17 protein-coding genes are annotated in these 18974 nt (G+C 63.9%); 10 read left to right on the top strand and 7 right to left on the bottom strand.

Translation table 11 applies throughout. The features are described from left to right. Nucleotides 1-25 precede the first annotated feature (25 nt). From EP165_RS03210 to EP165_RS03190, 5 genes are all read left to right on the top strand, one after another. Nucleotides 26-2830, top strand: coding sequence for a [protein-PII] uridylyltransferase (locus EP165_RS03210; RefSeq protein WP_127520099.1), 2805 nt, complete (start codon nucleotides 26-28; stop codon nucleotides 2828-2830). A 10-nt stretch (nucleotides 2831-2840) separates the two neighbouring features. After that, nucleotides 2841-4409 (top strand): murein biosynthesis integral membrane protein MurJ, encoded by a 1569-nt coding sequence (gene murJ, locus EP165_RS03205; RefSeq protein ID WP_127520098.1) that lies wholly within the window; start codon nucleotides 2841-2843, stop codon nucleotides 4407-4409. 83 nt (nucleotides 4410-4492) lie between these two features. Continuing rightward, nucleotides 4493-5560: a tryptophan--tRNA ligase gene (gene trpS, locus EP165_RS03200; RefSeq protein WP_127520097.1), complete on the top strand. Its 1068-nt coding sequence runs from the start codon at nucleotides 4493-4495 to the stop codon at nucleotides 5558-5560. 113 nt (nucleotides 5561-5673) lie between these two features. Then, nucleotides 5674-6165, top strand: coding sequence for a universal stress protein (locus tag EP165_RS03195; protein ID WP_127520096.1), 492 nt, complete (start codon nucleotides 5674-5676; stop codon nucleotides 6163-6165). A gap of 92 nt (nucleotides 6166-6257) precedes the next feature. Beyond that, the gene (locus EP165_RS03190; protein ID WP_127520095.1) at nucleotides 6258-6833 is read left to right on the top strand and encodes a NifU family protein; all 576 of its coding nucleotides are present in this window, start codon (nucleotides 6258-6260) and stop codon (nucleotides 6831-6833) included. A gap of 93 nt (nucleotides 6834-6926) precedes the next feature. Here the strand turns inward: EP165_RS03190 and EP165_RS03185 are convergent, their stop codons facing one another. Next, nucleotides 6927-7532 (bottom strand): L,D-transpeptidase, encoded by a 606-nt coding sequence (locus tag EP165_RS03185; RefSeq protein WP_127520094.1) that lies wholly within the window; start codon nucleotides 7530-7532, stop codon nucleotides 6927-6929. A gap of 278 nt (nucleotides 7533-7810) precedes the next feature. Here EP165_RS03185 and EP165_RS03180 point away from each other — a divergent pair, with 278 nt between their 5' ends. Both EP165_RS03180 and EP165_RS03175 read left to right on the top strand, forming a co-directional pair. Beyond that, the gene (locus tag EP165_RS03180; RefSeq protein ID WP_127520093.1) at nucleotides 7811-8209 is read left to right on the top strand and encodes a hypothetical protein; all 399 of its coding nucleotides are present in this window, start codon (nucleotides 7811-7813) and stop codon (nucleotides 8207-8209) included. A 56-nt stretch (nucleotides 8210-8265) separates the two neighbouring features. After that, a complete protein-coding gene (locus EP165_RS03175; protein ID WP_127520092.1) occupies nucleotides 8266-8766 on the top strand; it encodes an MmcB family DNA repair protein in 501 nt (166 codons plus the stop codon). Nucleotides 8767-8819: 53 nt separating this feature from the next. Here EP165_RS03175 and EP165_RS03170 read toward each other — a convergent pair whose 3' ends face one another. The 6 genes from EP165_RS03170 to EP165_RS03145 all read right to left on the bottom strand — a co-directional run bounded on the left by EP165_RS03170 (nucleotide 8820) and on the right by EP165_RS03145 (nucleotide 16867). Next, nucleotides 8820-9383: an ActR/PrrA/RegA family redox response regulator transcription factor gene (locus EP165_RS03170; protein WP_127520091.1), complete on the bottom strand. Its 564-nt coding sequence runs from the start codon at nucleotides 9381-9383 to the stop codon at nucleotides 8820-8822. A gap of 75 nt (nucleotides 9384-9458) precedes the next feature. Beyond that, nucleotides 9459-10763, bottom strand: a complete 1305-nt coding sequence (locus EP165_RS03165; protein ID WP_127520090.1) for an ActS/PrrB/RegB family redox-sensitive histidine kinase — start codon at nucleotides 10761-10763, stop codon at nucleotides 9459-9461. Between the two features lie 48 nt (nucleotides 10764-10811). Next, nucleotides 10812-13259: an ATP-dependent helicase HrpB gene (hrpB, locus tag EP165_RS03160; RefSeq protein ID WP_127520089.1), complete on the bottom strand. Its 2448-nt coding sequence runs from the start codon at nucleotides 13257-13259 to the stop codon at nucleotides 10812-10814. A gap of 5 nt (nucleotides 13260-13264) precedes the next feature. After that, nucleotides 13265-13906 carry an ATP-binding cassette domain-containing protein gene (locus EP165_RS03155; RefSeq protein WP_127520088.1) on the bottom strand — a complete coding sequence of 214 codons (642 nt, stop codon included), beginning with the start codon at nucleotides 13904-13906 and terminating at the stop codon, nucleotides 13265-13267. Between the two features lie 17 nt (nucleotides 13907-13923). Next, the gene (locus tag EP165_RS03150) at nucleotides 13924-15603 is read right to left on the bottom strand and encodes an ABC transporter permease (RefSeq protein WP_127520087.1); all 1680 of its coding nucleotides are present in this window, start codon (nucleotides 15601-15603) and stop codon (nucleotides 13924-13926) included. Between the two features lie 43 nt (nucleotides 15604-15646). Then, entirely contained in the window at nucleotides 15647-16867 is a 1221-nt protein-coding gene (locus tag EP165_RS03145) for an ABC transporter substrate-binding protein (RefSeq protein ID WP_127520086.1), read from the bottom strand. A gap of 187 nt (nucleotides 16868-17054) precedes the next feature. On the opposite strand from EP165_RS03145, the gene EP165_RS03140 reads away from it, so the two are divergent. The 3 genes from EP165_RS03140 (at nucleotide 17055) to phnN (ending at nucleotide 18969) form a co-directional block, all read left to right on the top strand. Continuing rightward, entirely contained in the window at nucleotides 17055-17510 is a 456-nt protein-coding gene (locus EP165_RS03140) for a hypothetical protein (RefSeq protein WP_127520085.1), read from the top strand. Nucleotides 17511-17606: 96 nt separating this feature from the next. After that, nucleotides 17607-18314, top strand: coding sequence for a DUF1045 domain-containing protein (locus tag EP165_RS03135; protein WP_127520084.1), 708 nt, complete (start codon nucleotides 17607-17609; stop codon nucleotides 18312-18314). Further along, the gene (gene phnN / locus EP165_RS03130) at nucleotides 18307-18969 is read left to right on the top strand and encodes a phosphonate metabolism protein/1,5-bisphosphokinase (PRPP-forming) PhnN (protein WP_245439984.1); all 663 of its coding nucleotides are present in this window, start codon (nucleotides 18307-18309) and stop codon (nucleotides 18967-18969) included. Before EP165_RS03135 ends, phnN begins: the two co-directional genes overlap by 8 nt. Nucleotides 18970-18974: the final 5 nt, after the last annotated feature.

Raw genomic sequence — 18974 nt, 5'->3', positions numbered from 1 at the left:
GCCGCCGACGCAACGACCTGAACATATGGCCAAAATTCCCCTCAAGCTCGAGCTTATCGTTGACCGCGCAGCGCTGCGCGAAGGACTGTCGGCGATTGCCGCGAACCATGGCGGCGAGGGCGGCGGTACGGAGGCACGCGCCGATGTCGTCGAGCTGATCAAGGCCACACTGGCCGAGGGCCGCCGCACAGCCGAGCGCCTGCTGGGCGAAGACGGCGGCGGCACGGCCTGTGCGGCGCGCCTTTCCCATCTGATGGATGAGATCATCGCCGCGCTTTACGAATATGCGGCGGTGCATGTTTACCGCTCGCGCAACCCGAGTGCTGCCGAACGCATGGCAGTGGTCGCCGTCGGCGGGTACGGGCGCGGCACGCTGGCGCCGGGCTCCGACATCGATCTTCTGTTCGTGCGGCCTTACAAGCAGACGCCCTGGGGCGAGCAGGTCATCGAATATGTGCTCTATCTGCTCTGGGACCTTGGCCTGAAGGTCGGCCACGCGACCCGCAATATCGACGAATGCGTCCGCCTGTCGCGTACCGATATGACGATCAGGACGTCGATTCTGGAAGCGCGCTTCATCTGTGGCGATTCAGAGCTGAATGACGAGCTTCTCGAACGGTTCGACGACGAGGTGATGCGCGAGACCGGGCCGGAGTTCGTCCAGGCCAAGCTTGCCGAGCGCGACCAGCGCCACGAGAAGGAAGGCGAGAGCCGCTATCTGGTCGAGCCCAATGTCAAGAACGGCAAAGGCGGGCTGCGCGACCTGCACACGCTATTCTGGATAGGCAAATATTTCTATCGCGTCAGGACGGCGAAGGAGCTGGTCGAAAAGGGCGTCTATACCCGCAAGGAGTATCTCCAGTTCCGCAAGGCCGAGGACTTTCTGTGGGCGGTCCGCTGCCACATGCACTTCCTCACCGGCCGGGCGGAGGAGCGGCTGCATTTCGATATCCAGCGCGAAATTGCCGAGCGGCTGGACTATCAGAGCCATCCCGGGCTGTCGGCAGTCGAGCGTTTCATGAAGCATTACTTCCTGACCGCGAAATCCGTGGGCGACCTGACGCGCATTTTCTGCGCCGCGCTCGAGGAAGAGCAGGCCAAGCAGGTGCCGGGCTTCTCCCTGTTTTCGAGTTTTTCGCGCCGCCGCCGCAAGCTGGCCGGCACGTCCGATTTTCTGGTCGACAACCACCGCATCACGATTTCCGACCCGCAGGTCTTCGAGCGCGACCCGGTCAACCTGCTGCGGCTGTTCTGGCTCGCAGACAAGCACGGGCTGGAATACCACCCCGACGCCATGCAGCTTGTCACGCGCTCGCTGAAACTGATCGACCGCAATCTGCGCCGCGACGAGGAAGCCAACCGGCTGTTCATGGATTTGCTTGCGTCGGGCAGGGATCCCGAACTCAACATGCGGCGCATGAACGAGGCGGGCGTGCTCGGCAAGCTCATTCCCGACTTCAACAAGATTGTCGCGATGATGCAGTTCTCGATGTACCACCACTACACGGTGGACGAGCATCTGTTGCGCTGCATACGTGTGTTTTCCGAGATCGAGCGCGGCGACGCTGCAAAAACGCACCCGCTTGCGCATTCGCTGATGCCGGACCTGAAAGAGCACCGCAAACTGCTTTATGTGGCGCTGCTGTTTCACGATATCGCCAAGGGCAGGCCGGAGGACCACTCGACCGCCGGTGCGCGCATAGCACGCCGGCTGTGCCCGCATATGGGATTTGGCAAGGAAGACACCGAGACGATCGCCTGGCTGATCGAACATCATCTCCTGATGTCGATGACAGCGCAGACCCGCGATCTCAACGACCGCAAGACGATCGAGGATTTCGCCAATGTGGTGCAGTCGGTCGAGCGGCTGAAACTGCTCCTGGTTCTTACCGTGTGCGACATCCGCGGTGTGGGTCCGGGCGTGTGGAACGGCTGGAAGGGCCAGTTGCTGCGCACGCTTTATTTCGAGACAGAGCTTCTGCTGCGCGGCGGTTTTTCGGAAATGTCGCGCAACGAGCGGGCCGAAGGGGCCCGCATGCGCCTGTCGGAAGCGCTGTCCGACTGGCCGGAAAAGGACCGCAAGCGTTATCTCAAGCTGCTCTATGAAAACTACCTGCTGACTGTCGATCTTGAAGATCAGGTCCGGCAGGCGAATTTCGTGCGCGAGGCCGACAGCGAGGGCCGCCATCTGGCGACGATGAGCCGCCCGCTGACCTTCGAGGCGGTGACCGAGATCACTGTGCTCGCACCAGACCACCCGCGCTTGCTCAGCGTCATCACCGGCGCCTGTTCGGCCGCCGGCGCAAATATTGTCGACGCGCAGGTGTTCACCACTTCCGACGGCCGTGCGCTCGACATCATCCTTATCAACCGTGAATTCGATCTCGACGACGATGAGCGCCGGCGTGCCGCGCGTGTCGGCAAGCTGATCGAGAGCGTGCTGTCGGGCAAACGTTACTTGCCCGAGGTCATCAAGGAGCGTTCCAGGCCCAAACGCTCCACCAAGGCCTTCAGAGTCGAGCCGCGGGTCGAGATCCGCAATGCGCTGTCGAACCGCTTTTCGGTGATCGAGGTAACCTGCCTCGACCGGCCGGGACTTCTCTCCGAGATCACCGGCAAGATATCCGACCTCTCGCTGGACATCGCTTCGGCCCACATCACCACCTTCGGCGAAAAGGTCATCGACACCTTCTACGTGACTGACCTGACCGGCCAGAAACTGGAAAGCGAAACCCGCATGGCCGCGGTCAGGAATGGCCTGCTGGAGACATTGGAAGGAAATGCAGCGTCCGCAAATGGCCGCTCGCGCGTTTCAGAGGCTGCAGAATGAGCAGCACAACATGAGCCTCATCACCAAATTCGCCAGTGTCGGCAGCGCCACAATGGCGAGCCGGGTGCTCGGCTTCGTGCGCGAGGCACTCGTCGCTGCGGTTCTGGGCGTCGGCCAGGTTGCCGATGCGTTTTACGCCGCTTTTCTGTTTCCCAATCTGTTCCGCCGCATCTTCGCCGAAGGTGCGTTCAACACCGCCTTCGTGCCGCTTTTCGCCAAGGAGCTCGAGGGCGGCGGCCTGGAAGCCGCACGCAAATTCGCTGAAGATGTGCTGTCGGTACTGCTTACGCTCCTCATAGCGCTGTCGGCGCTCGCCATCATCTTCATGCCCTTTCTTGTCGGCTCGGTTATCGCGCCGGGTTTTTCCGACACGCCCGAGAAGTTTGATCTCACCGTCCTGATGACGCGGATCATGTTCCCTTACCTTTTGTGCATGTCGCTGGTCGCCATGCTGTCGGGCGTGCTGAATTCCATGCGCCGCTTCTTCTTCGCCGCGCTGGTGCCGACCCTGCTGAATGTCATTCTGGTGGGCATTCTGCTCGTAGCGCTGGCCACTGGCGCGGCTGCGCGCGAGACGGGCCTGCTGCTAGCCTGGGGCGTGCTTGCCTCCGGTGTTCTGCAGCTTGTCCTGCTGATCGCCGGCGTGCGGCGGCAAGGTCTTGCGCTGCGCCTCAAGCCGCCCGCCCTTTCGCCCGGCGTAAAGCGGCTGCTGATCCTGATGGGGCCCGCCGTTCTGACCGGCGGGATCATGCAGATCAACCTTCTCGTCGGGCGCATCATTGCGTCGGCGCAGGATGGCGCCATAAGCCTTCTGAACTTCGCCGACCGCATCAACCAGCTGCCGCTCGGGGTGATCGGCACCGCGGTCGGGGTGGTGCTGCTGCCCGAGCTTGCCCGTTCGCTGCGGGCGGGCGACACCGGTGATGCGCTGCATCTGCAGAACCGCTCGCTGGAGTTTGCGCTGGCGCTCACGCTGCCTGCCGCCGTCGGGCTGATGGTGTTGCCGGGGCCGATCGTCAACGTGCTTTACGAGCGTGGCGAATTCACCGGCGCCGATACGATCATGACGGCTGCCGCGCTCGCGGCGTTCGCGTCCGGCCTGCCGGCCTATGTGCTGATCAAGGTGTTTCAGCCGGGGTTTTTCGCCCGCGAGGACATGCGCACGCCGATGTGGTTCGCGCTGGCCACCGTCGTCGTCAATATCGGTGCCAGCCTGGCGCTGTTTCCCTATTACGGCCATGTCGCGATCGCGGCCGCGTCGTCGCTCGCGGCGTGGGTGAATTTCGTGCTGCTTGCCGGCACTTTGTGGCGGCGTGGCGATTTCCGTCCGTCTGGCGGCACCATGCGCCGCGTTGCGCTGCTTTCTGTCGCCAGCGCCGCCATGGGCGCGCTTGTGTGGATTTCCGCCGATGCGATCGCGCCCTATGTCGGCCACGCGCTGGTTGGCGTGCGGGTTTTGGCGGTGACCGCCGTAATCCTGTGCGCCGCGGCCGCCTATTTCGTTATCGCCATCGGCACCGGCGCCATCGACAGACGCGAGTTGACCGGTCTGCTGCGGCGGCGGCGCAAGACGACTTGATTAGTGATTGACGCTCGTCCATAAGCCGCGCACCGATTTTCGCCGCGCGCGAAACGGCCCTCCACAAGCCACGGAACATCATCATGACCAGCTTCAAAGAACGCGTGTTCTCCGGCGTTCAACCGACCGGAAACCTTCATCTCGGCAATTATCTCGGTGCCATCAGGCGTTTCGTCGCCCTGCAGGACGACCACGACTGCATCTACTGCGTCGTCGACCTGCATGCGATCACGCTGTGGCAAGAGCCGGCCGAGCTGGAAAAGGCAACGCGCGAAGTAACGGCGGCCTTCCTTGCCGCCGGCATCGACGCCGAAAAACACATCGTTTTCAACCAGAGCCGCGTCGCGCAGCATGCCGAACTGGCCTGGATATTCAATTGCGTCGCCCGCATGGGCTGGCTGAACCGGATGACCCAGTTCAAGGAAAAGGCCGGCAAGGACCGCGAAAACGCCTCCGTGGGGCTTTTTGCCTACCCGACATTGATGGCGGCAGACATTCTGGCGTACCGGGCCACCCATGTTCCGGTTGGCGACGACCAGAAACAGCACCTGGAACTCACGCGCGACATTGCGCAGAAGTTCAACAACGACTTCTCGGAGCGTATCGCGGAGCTGGGCCTGGGCGTGGAGATGATGGTCGGCGAGGAAAAGGTGAATGGCTTCTTCCCGCTGACTGAGCCCTTGATCGAGGGGCCGGCTCCGCGGGTGATGAGCCTGCGGGACGGCACCAAGAAGATGTCGAAATCGGACCCTTCGGACCTGTCGCGCATCAATCTGACCGACGATGCCGATACCATCGCCAAGAAGGTGCGCAAGGCAAAAACCGATCCGCAGCCGCTGCCCTCCGAACTGGAGGGTCTGGAAGGCCGGCCTGAAGCCGAGAATCTCGTCACCATCTTCGCGGCCCTCGCCGAAACGTCGCGCGCCGCGGTGATTTCGGACTTCGGCGGCAGGCAGTTTTCCGAGTTCAAGCCGGCGCTTGCCGAGCTTGCGGTGGAAAAGCTGGCACCCATCGCGGCTGAAATGCGCCGAATTTCGGCCGACCACGCATATGTCGACGGCGTGTTGCGTGCAGGCGGCGAACGCGCCGCGGCCGAAGCCGAGCAAACGCTGGCGATGGCGCGCAAGATTATCGGCCTGCTGGGGAACTGATCTTTCCTTATCCGGAGAGACACCGGCGTTCAACGAGCCATCGGACCAGCTTGCTGCCAGCCTGGTCCGGTGGCAGATTGGCCCGCCACGAGGAAAACTGACAAGGGGCGCCAATGGTATCCAAACGCCTGAGCAGGGAAGCCGGCCACCGGCGCAAGTTTCTCGCGATCATCGACGAAACCGAAGAGTGCGAGCGGGCAGTTGCCTACGCGTCGCGGCGCGCCGAATCGACCGGCGGCGTTCTGGTCCTGCTTTTTGTCATCGATACCGCTGATTTTCAGCAGTTTCTCGGCGTCGAGCAGATCATGCGCGAGGAAGCCCAATCGGTCGCCACAGCGGCTCTGGAGCAGCACGCCGGCAAGGTTCGCGAGCGCGTCGGCATCGAACCGGAGGTCGCGATTCGCGAGGGGTCGCGGGTGGAGGAGATTCACCGGCTGATCGAAGAGGACCAGGATATCGCGATCCTGGTTCTGGCCTCCGGCAACGCGAAAGAAGGACCGGGCCCGCTTGTTTCGTCGATCGCGGGCAAGGCGGCGGCGTTTCCGATCCCGGTCACGGTCGTGCCGCAGAACCTGACCGACGAGGATATCGACAGCCTCGCCTGATGACCGAGATGTGACGCCCAGGCGGGTTGAAACGGCGCCCGCTTGAGCTTACTTAGAACTATTCAAAAGAACCAGGAGGCGATGGGTCCGCCATGTTTATCCAGACCGAGGCAACCCCGAATCCCGCGACACTCAAGTTTCTTCCCGGCAAGGAAGTCATGCGGTCGGGCACAGCCGATTTCCGCGATGCCGACAGCGCCCGCGAAACGTCGCCGCTGGCGGGCCGCCTATTCGATGTGCCGGGCGTCACAGGCGTATTTCTCGGCTACGATTTCGTGACCGTGACCAAGGAAGACGAACCCGACTGGCAGCATCTCAAGCCGGCCGTTCTGGGTGCGATCATGGAGCACTTCATGTCCGGAATGCCGGTCATGGCCGACGGCACCGAAAACGACACCGCCGCCGATGAGGGCTCCGAATTCTTCGAGGACGAAGACAAGGAAATCGTGCTCACCATCAAGGAACTGCTCGACACACGCGTGCGCCCGGCGGTGGCTCAGGATGGCGGCGATATCACCTTCCGTGGTTACCGCGACGGCACCGTGTTCCTCAATATGAAGGGCGCCTGCGCGGGCTGCCCCTCGTCAACTGCCACCTTGAAGCACGGTATTCAGAACCTGCTTCGCCACTTCGTACCCGAAGTGCAGCAGGTTGAGCAGATCGTCTGAGGAAGCACTCTTTCACACGCGGATCGGACGCTCCGCGGCGCACAAAAAAACCGGGCTCGAAGGCCCGGTTTTTTTGTGCAGCAGGTCCGCCGCTCAGCGTTTGACGATGACCTTCGCACCAACTTCGACGCGGTTGTAGAGATCGATCACATCCTGGTTGATCAGCCGGATGCAGCCGGACGAAACGTTGCGTCCGATCGAGTTCCATTCCGGCGAGCCGTGGATGCGGTAGATCGTGGAGCCGATATACATGGCGCGTGCGCCAAGCGGGTTCTGCAGACCGCCCGGCATGTATGCCGGCAGGATCTTGCCCTTCGCACGCTCGCGCGCCCGCATCACCGCAGGCGGGGTCCAGCCCGGCCATTCGGCCTTGCGGGTGACACGGTGCGTGCCCGACCAGGTGAAACCGTCACGTCCGACGCCGATGCCGTAGCGCATGGCCTTGCCTTCCGGCATGACGAAATAGAGGAACTTCTCGCCTGTATCGACGATGATGGTGCCGGGCTTTTCCTTGGTTTCGAACTTGACCACCTGCCGGTGATACTTGCGATCCAGCCGGCTGACCGGCACCGGAGGAATCTGATAGCCCGCATCTCGTACGGTGCGGTAGCTGGATGTGAAAACCTGCCCGCTTGTGCAGCCAGCCAATGCGGTCGCGAACCCCACAACGGCAACCGCCAGAATCGTTTTGATTTTCATATTGGAATCCTGTTCCCCCGGCTGATGTGACCCTGGCTCGATTCGAGCCGTATTTTCGACATTATTGTTAATGCGCGGCCTCAGGTCGACCAAGCGAATAATCGTCCATGCGCTGACGTCGGGGAATGTTGCGGCGTTGATATTGCAAATCGGCAACAGCTCACGGAAATGTGAGGCTGCGACTGCCTGTTTCCTCGCATTTCTGCGTTCCGGCGCCACCTCAGGCCGGGTGAGGCGCATTCAGCGTTTTCAACGGCCGGCATCAGAAGGAGCGATCATTGACCGAAATCGTCAACACGGCGCCGAAATTCGTGCGCGTTCTCAGCGGCGAGGCCCGTCCTGAAAGCAAGTCGGTCGCGCTTTTGCTGGGAACGGCCGACAGGGAAATGTTCGGGCTCGAGTTCGACGCGGGTGTCGCCCCCGCCGTTATTGCCGCGCTTGCGAGCCTTGTCGGCAAGGCGACCGAGCATCTGCCAGGGAACGAACGGCCGTCATCCCAGGCGTTGCAGACGACCGGCATGACGTTCGGCCTCAACGAGCATGGCCAGCCGGGCATCATTCTGGCGCTTGAGGGCGGAGGCGAAATCGCCCTGGCGCTCACGCTTTCCGACCTGCCGATGCTGAAGCAGATGATCGACGAGACGCTGGCGGCGGAAGAACTGGCGCGGAAACATTAAGACCCCATGTGACTCGACGGGTTCAAAACAAGAACATTTTGTGGCAGTGTCGTTTGATGCCGATTGTATCTCCCTTCGCCGCCAACCCGCTGGCCGACGGCCGCCAATCCGACCGCGCGCTGCTTGTGCGCCGGGGCGTCCAGCGGCTGTTGTCTCAAACCGGTGCGGTCACGCTGCCGGAACTGTCGCTGAAAACCGGACGGCGCGCCGATCTCGTGGCACTCAGCCGGCTGGGCGAAATCTGGATTATCGAGGTCAAATCCTCGATCGAGGATTTCCGGGTCGACCGGAAATGGCCTGAATACCGGGCTTTCTGCGACCGGTTCTTCTTTGCCACCCATCCCGGCGTACCGGCCGAGATATTCCCCGACGATTGCGGTTTCATCCTGTCCGATGGCTATGGCGCGGAAATCCTGCGCGAAGCACCGGAGCACCGCCTCGCAGCGCCGGCCCGCAAGGCGCTCACGCTGCGCTTTGCACGCGCGAGCGCGGCGCGCATAACAGCGGCCGAAATGGCCGGCGTGCCGGTGGCTGCGCTGGAGAATGAAGGCGACTAGGCCATCGGCTGCAGGCAGTTGGAAAACTGCGATTGCCGGCAATGCCGGTTGCCTTACCGCGGCGCCCGTTTTGCCAGAATGCGCTGCAATGTGCGGCGGTGCATGTTGAGCCGCCGCGCGGTTTCCGAAACGTTGCGGTCGCACATCTCGTAGACACGCTGGATGTGCTCCCACCTGACGCGGTCGGCCGACATGGGATTTTCGGGCGGGTCGGGGCGCTCGCCCGTATTGACGAGTGCGGCATAGACATCGTCAGCGTCCGCCGGCTTGGCCAGATAATCGACCGCGCCAAGCTTCACCGCCGTCACCGCCGTGGCGATATTGCCGTAACCGGTGAGGATGATGGTGCGCGAATCGCCGCGCTTCTCACGGATGGCCGCCACGACGTCGATGCCATTGCCGTCGCCCAGCCGCATATCGACCACCGCATAGGCGGGCGCTCCGGCTTTCACTTTGGCCAGCGCCTCTTCGACGCTTTCCGCCGTATCGACGGTGAACCCGCGGCTCTCCATGGCGCGGGCAAGGCGCGTCAGAAAGGGGCGGTCGTCCTCTACGATCAGCAGGGAACGGTCGGCGCCCAGCGCGACGTCTGCATTCGTATCCTGAGGCTCAGACATGGAGGTTTCTTCTTTTTCCTGGCCGATTATGCGCATTTCGGGCCTGTTTAGCCATATTTGACGGCAAGTCCAGCATTACGAGGCGGTAGGCCCGCTGACAAAATCGCTCCGCGGCCATTCCACCGTGACGACAGCACCCATGCCGGGCTCCGATGCGTTGGAAAAGGCAATGGCCGCGCCGGACCTGTCCAGCAGCGATTTGGCGATGAACAGTCCGAGCCCGAGCCCTCCGCCGGAACTCACGCCGCTGCGCCGCGTCAGATATGGCTCGCCGATCCGGTCCATGATTTCGGCCGAGAAACCGGCCCCGTCGTCGGTGACCGAGATGGCGACCTTTTCGGCGCTCCATTCCCAGCGGATCACCACGGTGGTGCGGGCGAAATCGACTGCGTTTTCGACCAGATTGCCGAGGCCGTAGATCACACCGGGATTACGGCGGCCGATCGGTTCCGGACCTTCGCAATTCCCGGGCTCAAGCCGCAGCTCGATGCCGAATTCGCGATGCGGCGCTACAGCTTCTTCCACAAGCGAGGTGAGCGGCATGCGTGCCAGATGCGCTTCGCCTTCGGAGGAAAGGTTGGTCAGGCGCTTGAGGATTTCGCGGCATCTTTCGCTCTGCGAGCGCAGCAGGCTGACATCTTCCTTGAACCGCGGATCGTTTTCGAGCGCGCGCTCCATCTCCTTTGCCACCAGCGTGATCGTGGCAAGCGGTGTGCCGAGTTCGTGCGCCGCCGCCGCGGCCAGCCCGTCGAGCGCCGAAAGGTGCTGCTCGCGCTGCAGCACGAGTTCGGTCGCCGCAAGCGCATTTGCCAGCAGCCGCGCTTCCTCGGCGACGCGATAGGCATAGATGCTGGTGAAGGCGATCGAGGAAACCACAGCCATCCACACCCCGGCGATGAAAACCAGCGGCATGATGAGCTGGGTGCCCGGATACCAGGGGATCGGCAGATGAAAGAACGCAAGCACGGTTGTGGCGGCAACCACGATGACCCCGAGCAGGGCGGTAAAGTTGCGCGGCAGCGACGTGGCCGAAATCACCACCGGAACAGCCATCAGAACCGCAAACGGGTTGGTTAGCCCGCCGGTCATGAACAGCAGGCCGCCGAGCTGCAGCGCGTCGAAGGTCAGGATACCGAGCGCAGCTTTCGGTTCGAGCCGGTGGGTCGCAGCGTAGCGGAACGAGAGGAACAGGTTGAGCCAGGCGGAACTGGCGATCAGCGCCAGGCAGGGGCCGACGGGCAGGGGAAAGCCGAGCCCGAAGGCAACCGCGAGTACCGCCACGGTCTGGCCGATGACGGCCAGCCACCGCAGCCGGATCAGCGTGTTCAGCCTGAGCCGGTAAACGGTTGACGGATCGGGGGTCGAAACCTCGTGGGACATGTGCCTGTTATGCGATTGTATGGCCGCTCGGCCAAGCTCTAAAGCGAGTTACTTGCGCGGTTTGGCGCGGCTGGTGGCTTGTGCATTCGCCGGGTCTTCCGGCCATTCGTGCTTGGGGTAGCGGCCGCGCATTTCGGCGCGCACGTCTTTCCAGGAACCTGCCCAGAAGCCAGGCAGGTCGCGGGTCGTCTGCAAGGGCCGGTGCGCGGGTGAAAGAAGCTCAAGGGTCAGCGGTACCGTCCCGTTGGCAATCATGGGGTGCTTATGGAGGCCGAAAAGCTCCTGCACGCGGATCGCGAGCACCGGCTGCTCGCCCTCGTAGTCGATCGGCAGCCGGCTTCCGGAGGGCGCGTCGTAATGTGTCGGCGCCAGTTGCCCGAAACGGCCATGCTCGCCTGGGGGGACAAGCGCGGCAAGCGCCTGTTCGACGATCTTGCCGCTAATGCGCGCGAACGAGGCTTCGCCGGGCAGAAAGGGCGCAAGCCACGTGTCGAGGCCTGAGAGCAGGGTTTCGTCCGAGACGTCCGGCCAGGGGTCTCCAAGCCCTCGGTAAAGCCAGCCGAGCCTGGCGCGCAGTGTCGCGGCTTCCTTGCTCCAGTCGAGTAGGCCGAGACCGTGTTCCCTGAGTAAGTCTACGATAGCCGTATTGGCTTCTTCGCCCGAAGGCGCGGGCAAGGGCCTTTCGCCAAGCGTGACGGCGCCGAGCCGCTCGGTCTGTCGCGTTCTGACGGCGCGAGCTTGAGGGTCGTAGGATGTTGCCGTCGTGCTTTCGATCTGGTCGCCGAGCGCCAAGCGTATCTCGTCTTCGCTGGTCGCCGCCGCGGCGGTGATGCGTGCATTCTTCGCGCCGCCCTGCAAATCGGCGACCACCAGCCACTCCCGGCGGGCAAGTGCCGACGTTTCGTCGAGCATCGCGCCGCGGCCATTGGCAAGCACATAGTGGCCGGCCGCACCGCGCGCCCTGGCAACCCGGTCGGGCCATGCATGCAGGAGGAGTTCGCCGGCGCTGGCCGAGGGCTTGTTGCCGCCGCCGGCCGCACGCGCCAGCCGCTCAGCGAGCCCTTTGGCAGCCATGGCGCGGGGCGAGCGGTCGCTGCGAAAGCGCGTCACGCGGTGTTCGAGATCGGGATCGTTGCCGCCAAGACCGCGTTCGGTGAGCAGCACCGCGAGCTCGGCCGCCTGAAGTGCCATGTCTTTTTTCGCCGCCTCGGCGACCATGTGAGCAAGCCGGGCCGGCAGCGCCAGCTTGCGCATCGCGGTTCCGGCCTCGGTGATGCGGCCATCGGCGTCGATGGCATGCAGGCTGGTAAGCAGCGCGCGTGCCTCGGCCAGTGCCGGTGCCGGAGGGGCGTCGAGAAAGGCGAGGCCGGCCGGATCTGCGATGCCGAACGCTGCGCAGTCGAGCACAAGGCCGGTCAGGTCCGCCTGCAGGATTTCAGGTGGCGTGAAGGCGGGCAGGGCAGCCGACTGCTCGGACCGCCATAGCCTGATCGCGACACCCGGTTGCGTACGTCCGGCACGTCCGGCCCGCTGGTCGGCCGATGCACGGGAAACGCGTACCGTCTCCAGCCGCGTGATGCCGCTTGCAGGTTCGTAGCGCGGCAGGCGGGCGAGCCCGCTGTCGATGACGATGCGTACGTCCTCGATGGTGATCGACGTTTCGGCGATGGCCGTGGCGAGCACGACCTTGCGACGCCCGGTAGCTGCGGGGCGGATCGCGGCATCCTGCGCTCCGCCCTCCATGGCGCCGAAGAGCGGAGTGATGTCGGCATTGGCCGGCAGCCGGCCGGCGAGCGCTTCGGCGGTGCGTTCGATTTCGCGCTGTCCCGGCAGAAAGGCGAGAATACTGCCTTCCTGCTCCGCGATCGCCGTACGGATCGCGCGCGCCATCGCAGCCTCGATCGCTTCCCCGGCCGGACGTTCGTCGTGGCGAATGTCGACGGGAAAACTGCGGCCTTCGCTGGTGACGACAGGCGCGCCGCCCAAAAGCTCGGCCACACGCGCGCCGTCGATGGTCGCCGACATGACGAGCAGCCGCAAATCGGGGCGTAGGCCGCCTTTGACGTCGAGCGCCAGCGCCAGGCCGAAATCGCCGTCGAGGGAGCGCTCGTGAAATTCGTCGAAGATCAATACGCTGATACCGGAAAGCTCGGGATCGTCGAGGATCATGCGGGCCATGACGCCTTCGGTGACGACAAGGATACGGGTGCGCGCCGAGACCTTGCGGTCGAGCCGCATCGCATAACCAACGGTCTCGCCGGGCTTCTCGCCGAGCAGCTCGGCCATGCGCCGGGCCGCTGCGCGGGCAGCCAGCCTGCGCGGCTCAAGAAGGACGATCATGCCATCGCCGAGCCAGGGCGCATCGAGCAGATGCAGCGGCACGAGCGTCGTCTTGCCGGCACCTGGCGGTGCGACGAGCACAGCCTGTCCGCCGCTCTCAAGCGCGGCGGACAGCTCGGGCAGGGCCGCCGAAACAGGCAGGTCAGGCAGCGCCATCGCGATCAATTGCCGAGCTGGATCACGGTTCCGCCGGCGGCTGCGGCGTCCGCCTCATCATGCGTAACCAAAAGCGTCGGCAGGCCGTTTTGCCGTGCCTTCGAGAAGACCAGGTCCCGCATCTGCTGGCGCAGCGCCGCATCGAGCTTGGAAAACGGCTCGTCGAGAAGCAGCGCACGCGGTTCCGCAATCAAAACGCGAGCCAGCGCGACACGCGCCTTCTGCCCGCCCGACAACGTGTCGGGATCGCGGTCCTCGTAGCCGGCGAGTTCGACACCCTCGAGAGCACGACAGGCAATATCGCGCCGCAACGCGCGGCCACGGACGCTGGACGGGATCGCAAAGGTGAGATTGCCCCCCACCGTCATGTGCGGAAAGAGCAGCGGGTCCTGAAAAAGGATTCCGACATGGCGGTCTTCCGAAGCGATCGAGGTCAGGTCTTCGCCGTCGATGAAGACACTGCCCGAGGCTTCGAATGCAGGGTCGAGAAAGCCGCCGATGAAGGCGAGCAAGGTCGATTTGCCCGAGCCCGACGGCCCCATCACGGTGAGCACGTCGCCAGGTTCGATCGTGTGCGTGATCGACAGAAGCTGCGTGCCGCCGAGCGAGATCCGGATATCGTCGAGGCGCAAGCCCTTGTCGTTCAACTACGTCGCCTCCGGGATTATGCGCGCATCGCGCGAAAGCGCCGGAATAGCAGCGCCGGAACCAGCGTTGCAACGGCGAAGCCGGCCAGCGGCAGCAGCATCTGCAGAAACGCATAGACGCCGATCACCCGGCGGTTGCCGCCGGACGCCAGCGCGACGGCCTCGGTGGTGATCGTGGGCAGGCGGCCGGCACCGACGAGCAGCGTCGGCAGATATTGCCCGATCGAGACCGCAAAGCCCACGGCGGCGGCGGTCAGGATGGCGCGAAGCAGCATTGGCGCACGAATGCGCCACAGCATCGTGCTGCGCGATTTTCCAAGGCCTGCGGCAACAGCCTCGTAGCGTTTGTCGAAGGCGCGCCAGGGGTCGGAAAGCGACAGAAATACATAAGGCAACACGAACACGACATGCGCGAAGATAAGCGCAGGCAGGCTGGCCACGGTGCCCGACAGAATGAAGAGCAGTTGCAACCCGAACAGGAACGCCACCTGCGGCACGACCAGCGGCAGATAGATGAGCGGCAGCGCGAAACGCGTGGCCCGTTTGCCGGTCGCATCTTCTCGCACAAGGCACATCATCGCCAGCGCCACCGCGATCGCGGTCGCACATACTGCGACGATACATGTGGTGAGCAGTGGACCCGCTATGCGCGGCGCAGCACGCATCCAGCTCTTAAGCGTCACGCTGTCTGGCAACGCGTCGGGAAACTGCCAGAGGCCGGCGACCGACCAGATGGCAAGTGCGCCAAGCCCGGCAAAAACGATGCCGGCCGCCAGCGCCATCAGCCACAGAACCGCCAGCCGCAACCAGCGGTCGCGGCGCAGACTGTAGCCTGCCTGCGCCATCACCTGCACCAGAGGGCCGAGGGTTTTCTCCAGCGCAATCCAGGTCAGGATCGCCGCCACCGCTACGCCGAGCTGCAGCAGCGCCCCTGCGGATGCAAGGAACCGCATGGAAATCTCCGGGTCGTTCATCCAACCGGCAAGGCGCACGGCGAGTGTGCCAGGCAGCGTCGGCCCGAGGATCGCGGCGACGTCCACCACCGAGGCCGAGAATGCGATCACGGCCAGCACTGCCAGCCTGATCTGGCGGTAGATCTGCGGCCAGCTGGCATAGATGAAGCCGGCAATGCGGCCGTAGCCCAACAGCGCGGTGATCTTGCGTGTTCGCTCCACGGGTACTTGCGGCAGCGCGGCGAGCGTCACAAGCAGCAGGAAGGGCACTTCCTTCACCACCAGCCCGGCGATCAGCGAAAGCGCCGCCCCGTCATTGACGATGATGACGTCCGGCGGTCGCTCCCAGCCGGTCAGCCACGGCGAGGCAAGGCGCGACAGCACCCCGGAGGGCGCGATCAGGAAGGCGAAGCCGAAGGCAGCCGCCGCGTGCGGTACCGAAAGCAGCGGCGAAACGAGATGCTGGATGGTGGCGAAGGCGCGTGTGCCGGCCCATGCGGCGACAAACAGCAGAACCAGGAGTAGCGATACCGCAGCGGCGGCAACCCCTGTGTAGTAGCTCATCCAGGCCGAACGCCAGATGCCTGTCTGCTGGGCAAGCTCCGCGAACGGGCCAAAGCCGAATGTATCGCCGCCAAGCGCCGGCAGATAACCGAAAGCCGGGAGCAGCGTCCCGGCCAGTCCGGCGAACACCGGCCCGGCCAATAGCAGAATGGTGAGCGGCGGACCGAGCCTTGAGAACATGGGAGCAGGATAGCGCGGTTTGTGAAAACCGCGCTCTTAAAATCTAGTTCGCCACCCCGTAGCGGCGTTTCCACTCCGTCTCCAGCCGGTCCAACCAGGTCGGATGCGGCTCGTCGAGCGCCGGGCCGAGATCCTCCGGCGCAAGCGTTGCGATGCCGAGGTCGAGCGCGTCGAACTTTGCTTTGTCTTCGGCATCGAGTTTGCCGACATTGAGCACCGTCGGGTCGCCCCAGACCTGAGGGTCCTGCTTGTGCGCCTGAGCCTCGGGCGAGATCAGGAAGTTGGCCAGCACCAGCGCACCGGCCTTGGCCGCCGCGTTGTAGGGGATCGCCACGAAATGCGTGTTGGAGAGCGTACCGCCGGGGAAGGTGAACGAGCGCACCGTGTCGGGCAGTTCGCCATTGGCGATGGCGCTTGAGGCTTCCGCCGGATTGAATGCGAAGATGATGTCGAGCTCGCTGTCGGCCAGAAGCTGGCGCATGGCCGGATAATTCTGCGGGTAGGCACCGCCGCTGCGCCACATCACTGGGTGGAGCTGGTCGAGATAGTCGAACAGCGGCTTCGTCACAGCGTCGAACTCTTCCTCGACGACGGGCTTGAGCAGGACCGAGCGGTCAACGACCTTTTCGCTCAGCACCTGCTTCAGGAATGACGAACCGATGAAATCCGGCGGCTGCGGATAGGAGAAACGGCCCGGATTGGCCTTCGCCCATTCGAGAAGTCCGTCGGCTGATTGCGGCAGGGTGCCGGCATCCGTGCGGGCGCCGTCATAGAAAAAGACCAGCTTGGCCATGCCCCAGGGGCTTTCCTGGCCGTCGGTCGGTATCGTGAAGTCGGTCAGGATCGTCGGCTTGTTTTCGATGTCGACATATTGCCAGTTGGGCAGCTTCGTTGCCCATTCGCCGGCAAGCAGCAGGCTTTGCCGCTTCATGGAGGCGAAGTTCTCGCCATTGATCCAGATGAGGTCGACCGTGCCGGCATCGTTGCGGCCGGCCGCCTTCTCCGCCACCACCTTGGCGACCGCATTGGCGGTGTCGTCGAGCTTCACATGGACGAGTTCGACGCCGTAATTCTCCATGATCCGGCTGCCGGCCCATTCGATATAGGCGTTGATGCTCTCGGACCCGCCCCAGGCGTTGAAATAGACCTTCTGCCCGCGCGCCTGTTCCACGACCGTGTCCCACTTGGCCGGATCGGGATCCTCGGCGAGTGCGGATGTCGTGAGGCCGGCGATCAGCGCGGCGGCGGCAAGCAGTTTCTTCAATCGAACCCCCTGGGTATTCCCGGAAAAAGTGGTCGCGATTGAGCATGGCGAGGTGGAACGGGTCAAATGAAACGGGCGTGGACATTCCTCAACATGGCGTGAAAGCAGCGTGACGAAGGTGGCTTGCCATTTGCGCGGCGCGGTCGCCAGCGGCTAGAATTGTCGGGTCGAAGAATAGGTGAACGGCATGAAACGCAGCATCGTTCCAGTTATGGCTCTTGGCCTCTCCGCCAGCCTGGCATTGCCGGCCGCCGCGCAGGAATTGCCGCCCGTCGCGGTCTATCAGGCCATGCTGGATGCCAACAAAGCTTCCGGCTGGGTCCAGTTCCGTGAGTTCGGAGGCCGACAGCTGGTCTATTTCACGCCGCTGCAGACCATGCACTGCCGGCTTTCCGAAATCCGCTATTCGGTAAATTCCGAGGCGCTGGACCGGACCTTTCCGCTGGTCGACTGCGTGCCGGCGCTGCCGTTCAGCCTGCCATCCGACGCCGGTCTTGAGGCGATCGCGATCGAACTTGCGCCGGGCGAAGCGAAATCCGTGACTGTTCAGGTCGTGTGGTCGGACGGCGCAGAGTCCGAGGCGCTCACATTCGTTCCCTGCGAAGGGGTGGGCGACCAGAGCTGTGCCCAGCCCGCGCCGTAAACCCGAGGGCCCATTCGTGATCCAGTAAGCGGCACGGATTCGTCAATCTGTCACGCAAATCAACTAGTGCAGCGCGAAGGGCAGGAACAGGAACCCATGCGCTACGCCATCTACTTCACACCGCCGCAAAACGACCCGCTGACACGCGCCGCTGCCGCGTGGCTTGGGCGCGATCCGTTCGGCGCTGCGGCCGCGCAGCCGCGCATGACCGGTGGCCTGAGCGCGGAGGAGGTCGCATTTCACACCGCCGCGCCCCGCCGCTACGGCTTCCATGCGACCTTGAAATCGCCATTCACGCTGGCCGAAGGCGAGACCGAACAATCACTGCTTACCGCGCTCGACCAGTTCGCCTCCACCACGGCGCCGGTGGTTCTGCCGCGCGTCACGCTTTCGCGTCTCGACGGCTTTTTCGCCATTACACCCTTCGAGCACTCTGCCGCGCTTGACCGCCTCGCCGGCGATATCGTTTCCGGTTTCGACATCTACCGCGCGCCGATGACGGAACGCGACATCGAAAGACAAAACCCCGACCGGCTGGCGCCGGAGGAACTGAAGAACCTCTATTTGTGGGGTTACCCCTATGTGTTTGGCAGCTTCCGCTTCCACATGACGCTGACAGGCCGCGTTGCCGGCGCGCAGGCAAACAGGGTGGAGCATGCGATCAACGCGCATTTCGGTCCGCTGCTCGACGAGCCGCTCGAAGTCGATGCGCTGACGCTGTTTGTCGAGCCTGAACCTGGAGCGCCGTTCATGGTACGCTCGTCGCATATGCTTGGCGCGATGGCGCAGCTCGAAAATGCTTGAGGTCTCCATGCCCTATGACGCTTGCGAAGATCTGGCCGGCCCAGCCGCCGACGCGCTGGCGCGGCTGCCGATCGGACCCGGTGTCTTCATCGCCGTTGTCGGACCGAGCGGGGCCGGCAAGGACACGCTCCTCAACCTGTCGCGCGAGATGCTGCGCAGCAGTTCCGCCGGTGCCGATACCGTGTTTGCGCGTCGGGTGATTACCCGTGCGGCGGACGCTTCGGCGGAAGATCACGACACCATGGACGAGGCGGCATTCGCTGCTGCCGAGGCGGCCGGGAGCTTTTCGGTGACCTGGCGGGCGCACGGGCTGAGCTATGGCCTGCCCGCGGACGTGGACCGTGTCATCGCCGACGGCGGCGTGGTTGTCGCCAACAGCTCGCGCGGGGCCCTCGCGGCGATCTCCGAACGCTACGAAAACGTCGTCGTGGTTCAGGTAACGGCGCCACGCGAAATGCTGGCCGAACGCCTGGCATCGCGCGGACGCGAAACGCGTGACGATATCCTGGCGCGGCTCGATCGTGCTACGCTGATCGCCGACCTGCCCGGCTCCGTGATCGTCGAAAACAAGGGGCTCTCCGGCGAGGCGGCGGGAAAGCTGGTTGCGGTCATAGAAAAGGCGGCCGCAAGGGCCGCCCTTTCCGGACTGGTCTGAAAGAA

Source organism: Mesorhizobium sp. Z1-4 (assembly GCF_004000235.1).
In the GTDB taxonomy this organism is placed as follows: Bacteria; Pseudomonadota; Alphaproteobacteria; order Rhizobiales; family Rhizobiaceae; genus RCIO01.
Note: the sequence above shows the minus strand (reverse complement) of the source record. Positions and strands in the feature narration are given on the sequence as shown.